The 256-nt window shown below is 60.5% G+C and carries 1 protein-coding gene; it reads right to left on the minus strand.

The features are described 5' to 3' along the window. A partial coding sequence (locus QRT08_RS18480; RefSeq protein ID WP_286047465.1) for a hypothetical protein occupies positions 1 to 256 on the minus strand: 256 nt, incomplete at both ends.

Below are 256 nucleotides of genomic sequence, written 5' to 3' on the forward strand. Positions count from 1 at the left end.
CGCGCCGCATCCTGCATATCTTCGGCGGCTTCGCGCTGCATCCGTGCGCTGCGCTGCATTTCATCGGCGGCTTCGGCCTGCGCGCTGTTGTCTTCTGGCGCGTATTGCGGTTGCAGGTTGTCGCTCATCAGGCCATCGTTCAGGCCGTCTGAAAGCATAGATTGATTGGCGGGCAGGGTAGTTTGCGCCTTGCCTCCCATTTTCTGATTCGCCCACGCAACCACCTGCCCCACGGTTTTACCGCGCAAAATCGAGC

It is taken from the genome of Halalkalicoccus sp. NIPERK01 (assembly GCF_030287405.1).
Taxonomy (GTDB): domain Archaea; phylum Halobacteriota; class Halobacteria; order Halobacteriales; family Halalkalicoccaceae; genus Halalkalicoccus.